Source organism: Clostridium tarantellae (genome assembly GCF_009295725.1).
GTDB classification, from domain to species: domain Bacteria; phylum Bacillota; class Clostridia; order Clostridiales; family Clostridiaceae; genus Sarcina; species Sarcina tarantellae.
This window is the reverse complement of sequence record NZ_WHJC01000191.1, coordinates 1-6,508: the sequence shown is the minus strand read 5'-3', so window position 1 is coordinate 6,508 and position 6,508 is coordinate 1. Positions and strand designations below refer to the sequence as shown.

Annotated in this window: 7 protein-coding genes; 1 reads left to right on the top strand and 6 read right to left on the bottom strand. The window is 26.1% G+C overall.

Translation table 11 applies throughout. The features are described 5' to 3' along the window. Positions 1-71 precede the first annotated feature (71 nt). Complete coding sequence (locus tag GBZ86_RS11130) at positions 72-857, top strand: 5'-methylthioadenosine/adenosylhomocysteine nucleosidase (RefSeq protein WP_152890675.1); 786 nt, start codon at positions 72-74, stop codon at positions 855-857. Positions 858-940: 83 nt separating this feature from the next. Here the strand turns inward: GBZ86_RS11130 and GBZ86_RS11125 are convergent, their stop codons facing one another. The 6 genes from GBZ86_RS11125 to GBZ86_RS17200 all read right to left on the bottom strand — a co-directional run. Next, positions 941-2,032, bottom strand: a complete 1,092-nt coding sequence (locus GBZ86_RS11125; protein WP_327445012.1) for a glucosaminidase domain-containing protein — start codon at positions 2,030-2,032, stop codon at positions 941-943. 898 nt (positions 2,033-2,930) lie between these two features. Further along, a complete protein-coding gene (gene srtB, locus GBZ86_RS11120; RefSeq protein ID WP_152890671.1) occupies positions 2,931-3,494 on the bottom strand; it encodes a class B sortase in 564 nt (187 codons plus the stop codon). 151 nt (positions 3,495-3,645) lie between these two features. Further along, complete coding sequence (locus GBZ86_RS11115; protein ID WP_152890669.1) at positions 3,646-4,356, bottom strand: LPXTG cell wall anchor domain-containing protein; 711 nt, start codon at positions 4,354-4,356, stop codon at positions 3,646-3,648. A gap of 36 nt (positions 4,357-4,392) precedes the next feature. Beyond that, positions 4,393-5,151 carry a BsaA family SipW-dependent biofilm matrix protein gene (locus GBZ86_RS11110; protein WP_152890666.1) on the bottom strand — a complete coding sequence of 253 codons (759 nt, stop codon included), beginning with the start codon at positions 5,149-5,151 and terminating at the stop codon, positions 4,393-4,395. A 100-nt stretch (positions 5,152-5,251) separates the two neighbouring features. Then, positions 5,252-5,713 carry a signal peptidase I gene (locus tag GBZ86_RS11105; RefSeq protein ID WP_152890665.1) on the bottom strand — a complete coding sequence of 154 codons (462 nt, stop codon included), beginning with the start codon at positions 5,711-5,713 and terminating at the stop codon, positions 5,252-5,254. 15 nt (positions 5,714-5,728) lie between these two features. Then, positions 5,729-6,508: hypothetical protein (locus GBZ86_RS17200; protein ID WP_170272222.1), on the bottom strand; the 780-nt coding region annotated here is incomplete at its 5' end.

The following is a 6,508-nucleotide window of genomic DNA, read 5'->3' as shown; positions in this document are numbered from 1 at the left end:
GTCTTTACGAATTATATTTATAATGTTTAATTAATAGTTCGATAGTTTAAGATATTTTGAGGAGGATTTTAATGACTTTATTTAAAAAACAAATAACACTATTTATTTCATTATTAATTATTAGTTCAGTATTTTTAGGATGCAATAAAATAGAGGCTTCTACAGAAAAAATTGGTGTCATAGCTGCTATGGATGAAGAATTAGAAGTTTTATTAAAAGATATGAAGGATGTTTCAAAAGAAACTATTAGTGGAATGATTTTTTATAAAGGTAAACTTTGGGGAAAAGATGTAGTTTCTGTTGTTTCTGGAGTAGGCAAAGTTAATGCTGGTGCTTGTACTCAAACTTTAGCTACCAAATTTAATGTTACTTCCATAATTAATTTAGGAGTTGCTGGTGGTGTTGGAAAAGATATTTATCCTGGTGATGTTGTCATTGGAGATACTTATGTTCAACATGATTTTGATACTTCAGTTTTTGGAGATAAAATTGGACAAATTTCAAGAATGGATACATATGATTTTAAAGCAGATAATAAATTAGTAAAATTAGCAGAAGAAGCTTCTAAAGAAGTTTCTAATATTAATACATTTACTGGAAGGATAGTTTCAGGTGATCAATTTGTAGCTGATAAAGAAAAAATTAAATGGTTAGAGGATTACTTTAATGCTTCAGCTGTAGAAATGGAAAGTGCTGCTATAGCTCAAGTGTGTCATATAAATAATATACCATTTGTAATTATTCGTTCTATATCAGATAATGCAAATAATGGCGCTCATATGGATTATGAAAAATTCAAACCTATAGCTGTTGAAAATTCAACATCCATATTAAAAGCTATGTTTAGTAAACTTTAAATTTAAATATATTAATTAAAATTAAATGCATTATATTAAGAAAGTTTCTTAATATAATGCATTTTTTATAATAACACTTTATATTACTTATTTTTTTCATCAACAGAAACATGAACTTCATTTGAAGATAATTTATTTTTATCTATTTGTTGTGGCAATTTTAAAAAAGATTTTAATTTATAGTCTATAAATACTGGAGTATCAAATAAAAACTCTCCTCCTGTATAAATATATCTATATTGCTTCATCATAGTTCCAATACTTTCTGCATACCAAGGAGTAGTAGCATATTGATGCCACATATAAACAGTATCTTGATTATATCTCATTTTATAAAGAGTATTTTGATTATATTTACTACTATGGACATAATTTTTTGCTAAAAATTCAGCAGCACCTTCTATAGCATTAGGTACATTGGTCCAACCTTTTTTATAAGCATATGTTGTTCCTAAAATCAATGCTCTATTAGGAAAATTAGGTAAATTATCTTTAGCACCTATTCCAAAAAGGTTATATACAGTTACTGGTTTTTTTAATGGTATCATTTCATATCCTATTAAATCACCTGAGGAATTATATTTAGGTTTATTTTCATCTGCAATTTCTTTAATAATTACTCCTTTAGCTAATTTACTTGTACCATTACCTGTTTCATGTAAACTTTGACATACTAAAAATAATGGATCTATATTATATTTTTTAGCAGCATTAATAAATCCTGATGCTTGTCCATTTAATATTCCTTTACCTTTTAATATATGGTCTGTTCCTTGTAAATCTACAGTTCTAAATTTATCTAATCTTAAAAATTGAAATTGATTATTTGAATATTGTGGATTAATATATTGTTCAAATTCTTCATAAGTATAACGTGTTGGATTTGCATCCATTTGTAATCTAATATATTCTTGTAAAGATGAATAGTAATTAGTGCTAACATATTTTACATGGTCATTTTGTATTTTATCATCTTCATCTAAACCAATTTCTCCTTTTATAATTTTAATATATTTTGAAGATGCATATCCAATTCCATCTTTAAATTTAAATTTATAAAATCCTTTTTCTTCATCTAAAATTTTCACTTTTTCATCATTTTTTAATTCACCAATTTTTTCTGCTGATGCACTAGGTTCATTTCTAACATTTAATGTACTATTAACTTTAACAATACCTATAGTTTCTTCATATTTTATATCCTATAGTGATAGGTAACTCTTTGATATTATCTCCAAGTTTTCCCCCACTCCACACCGTACGTGAGTGTTTCCAACTCATACGGCGTTCCAACCACTTGTTCTTTTCAATTAAATCTCTGAATATACTACTTACTTCATATTTGAAGCTTTCCTTCAGGTCTGCTAATAATTTTTTTTTTTAGAAAAACTTTCACATCTTTTAGTCTTACTCGAACCCTGAATTATCCAGTATTTAAATTTATTTAACAAGTTGTCTAGTGGCTATTGCTAGAATATCATTACAATATTCATTATAGCTTCATGCCACCACTCTCACTTGGATTAAGATAAGTTATACTTACGTTTTCCTTATCACTACTTCACTGGTAGTAAAACCTCTGTATTCCAAGCTTTCCTTGTTCCGTTATTACTATCTTTTCATATATCCTTAGGTCATCGGTATAAGCCTGTAAGCTCAATAATGCCTGTAACATTATATGGATTTTCATAATATAAAATCTTACTCACCCACACTTACTACACTAATATGTGTTATATCCATTTCTGAATATTAGAATTTTAGACCTGTACATTCCCGATTTCGTCAGTTCCTTTTGAACATCCTAACCATAGATATTTTATAGACCCTAGCTCTATCATACACTCGACTACCTCTAGTTCGCATTTCGTGTAGGGCATTTTCCTACTTACGGTGTACTCTCAAGCCATTTAACGAGCTTATAACATTTTCTTATTTACTTAATAAAATGCTATTCGTATCCTTTGGGAAGGCATTTCAAGGCGTTACCCTATCATTCTACCTATTGTAATAACAGTTCTAATTACTTTTGTAATTAGGCTAGTTTTGTAGTAAACCCACGCTTACCTTTATCTAGCAACAAGTCGCACTAATATATTCTTTAAAATCATTTTCATTCTTAAAACTTATTTTTATATCATTATTTTCTGCTGGCAATACATTAACTGCAAAAACTTCATATTCATATTTATCTCCTTCTTTTTCAATGTATATTTTATTATTTTTTTCAAAAAAATTCTTATCTTTAAATTTTTCTAAAGCACTAAACATAGAACCATCTAACATATTATGACCATAAATAACTATATTTTTATCAGTATCAACATTATTATTATAATCTATAAAAACACATCCTAATTTGCATACTTCATTATAAAAATCATGATTCAAATAATATTTATTATTATCTGTTTGAACAACTGGATAATTTATATTAGTATTTTCTATACTTATCCAAAATTTAAAATTACTATTAATTTCTTTCAAATTTTTATTTGAATTACTTTCCCATTTAATCCTTTTATAAATATTTTGCCCTTGCTTATAAGCATTTAACTTATTATATATTTGTATTACAAAAAAAATTATAGCTATTATTAAAATTATATTAACTCCAAATTTCAATATTTTTTTCATTTTTAATGATTACTAATAAATATACTAATTTTTTCTAATTTAATTCTTTATATATTTATTACAACCAACTCCTCCTTTATCTAAAAACTACTTTTTTAAACTTAAAAAGGATTTTTCATAAAATAATGAAAAATCCTTTTTATTTTCCAAATTATCTTTTAGCTATTTTTTTTCTATTTAATATAGCTATTAAAAAAATACTAATTAATAATCCTACTGATACATATATTAGACTTAAATCATCACCTGTTTTAGGAGTATCATTAATATTTTTATCTCCATTATTACTAGAACTAGTATCTGTTGTACTATTATCATTATTACCAGTATTATTATCTATTGCACGTTCCGCATGAAAATCCCAATCTACATAAGATGTTACATTAGCAAGATTTTTTGTTAATTTATTTGAAACTTCTAAATCTATATGTATCTTAGTTTTTCTCTTTGGAGTATATGTGCCTAAAGAAAAATACTTTTCCAAGCTATTATCCTTATCTACCATTTTACCATTAGCTTGTCCTTGATATATTGTTCCATCGTCATATGTTACTTTCATATTGATGTTATTTAACAATTCTTTTGCATCTTCAGATTTATTTTTAGCTCTAACCTTAAAATAAAGTTTATATGTTTCTGAATTTTTATTTTCTATAAATAAATCATAATGATACTTAGCACCTGGAACCATATTCTCTTCATTCATAAAAAATTCTTCATTTGGAACAAGAATTAAATCACCATTGTTTTTTGAAAAAACTAATGTAGCCTCATTAGTTTTACCATAAGCAATACAACTTAAATTTAATAATACAATAACCAAGGATAAGGTAATAGATATTTTTCTTATAATATTTTTCATAGATATATCTCCCTTATCTTTTTGTCATATAGTTCACTATTTATTAGCTGGTGTTGTGTTAGTAGCTGGTGTTGATGGAGTAGTATCCGGTGTTGTAGTTGTTGGTTTAATAGTAGGACCTGATGTTGCTTGACTTTCAATAATTTTATTCATATCAACATCCCAAAGAGATGCAGCTGCTTGTGCTTGATATTCTTTTTCATCTACTGTTGTTTGTCCTTTTTCCACTACTGGTGCTTGAACAGTTTGGAAATCTAAATCTAAGTTAAAAGTAACTTGATTATACTCTTTACCTGCATTTTTATTAAATGTAACACTATCTAAGAAAGTTACTGTATTATTTTCATTTGGTGGTGCTTGTACAATTCCTTTATAGTAGTAATATCCATCAGTTTCATTATAATACCATTGATTAGCATCATGAAGATTTAAAATAGCTACATCCTCATTTTTACCATTTACATCAATAGTATTAGATAAATCTATTACAGGAGAATCCTTTCCTGGAATCCATTTAGGAATAGCTTTTACTCTTACATACATTGGTATATTACCTGTATTCGTAACATGAGCACTTTTTGTAGTAGTTGTTCCTGGTGTCCAAGTTTGTGGCGGTATAAAACTTTCATTTGCTACAGCCTCAAAATTTGCTGTATTAAATTTATTATGAAATTGTTTATCATATGTAAACCAAGCAAAGGTTCCTCCTACTGTTACTGCAGTTAAAGCTAATGCTGCTATAGTAGTCTTAACTTTTTTTCCCATTAAAAATTCTGTTATTTTACTTCTGTTCATTATGTTTTCCCTCCTGTTTATTGCATCTATTATGATAGTTTTTTCTAAAGTTTACTTAATTAAATCCATATTTAAAAATTAATTTTCAATATAATAAAATTTATATAAATATTGAAATTATTATAAATAAAGCTATAAATATATAAGCTTTACTTTCTTTTAAAGTCATTAAAAATCTTCCTATAAAAGGTATATGAAAATTATACTTACCAATTACATCTTCATATTTTACCTGTCCTTGATCTTCTGATGCATTTGCATCACCTTTGGTAGTGAAACTTTTACTATTTTCATCCTTAGCCACCACTCTATGTGTAACTATTCCATCTTCTGAATCTCCAGCTTTAAAAGTAATTACATCACCAACATTTATATCATTAAAATCAATTTTTTTGTCATAAATTATACTTCCTATTGGTATGGTGGGAGTCATACTACCACTTAATACGGTATAAGTTTTTATACCAAACAATCTTGGAACCGTTGCAATAATTATCATAAATACTATTATGTATACTGCTATATTTAATAATCTATATCCTACTTTTAAAGCTTTTTTCATATGTTACCTCGTTCTTTAACTATTTGGATCTGGAAATACATTTGTACCTATATAATCTGAATTTGAAAAATATGGTTTATTATATTCTTTAGTTTTTACTTTTATATTTATAGTTGGATTAGCCTCAGTTAAATTAATATTTAATCTACCATCTTTTAGTTGCTGTGCACTAACTTTTTTTCCATTTAATTCTATTTCAACAAAATCATACTTAATTGGTTTAGATAATATTAAAGAATATTCTCCTAAAGGTAACTTTGTTGTATAAACTGAATTACCATCTTTAAATACCCCACCAAAATTTTTACAAATATCAGTTTTTCCCTTTATTTCATAAGAAAACATATAATAAGTGTATATATATGGGTTTGAGCTTTCAACTTGATTTTGTAAAGTTACAATACCTAATTGTTTAGATTCTTTAGGCTGTTGTACCATTAAATTTGTTTCTTCCTTTTGCACTTCAACTTTATTATTATTTTCATTTTGAATTACTTTTTTAGGTACTTTTTCAGAATTATTTACCAAGCAATTTTCAAATTTAACTATTTTTTTATTAACTTGCTTATTTTCTCCGTAAGTTACTTCCTCACACACTAATTTTCCATTAATATTTTCAAATACATTTTCTTTTGGAGTAAATCCTTCTTTAGGTTTTATAGTATATTTTATATTTATTCCTTTAGAAGGTATTTCATCAACTTTCCATTGAACTTTATTATTTGTTACTATTGGATTAGATTTTTCATCATTTATAGTGCTAGATAAAATTTCAAAATTATTTGGTATTTCATC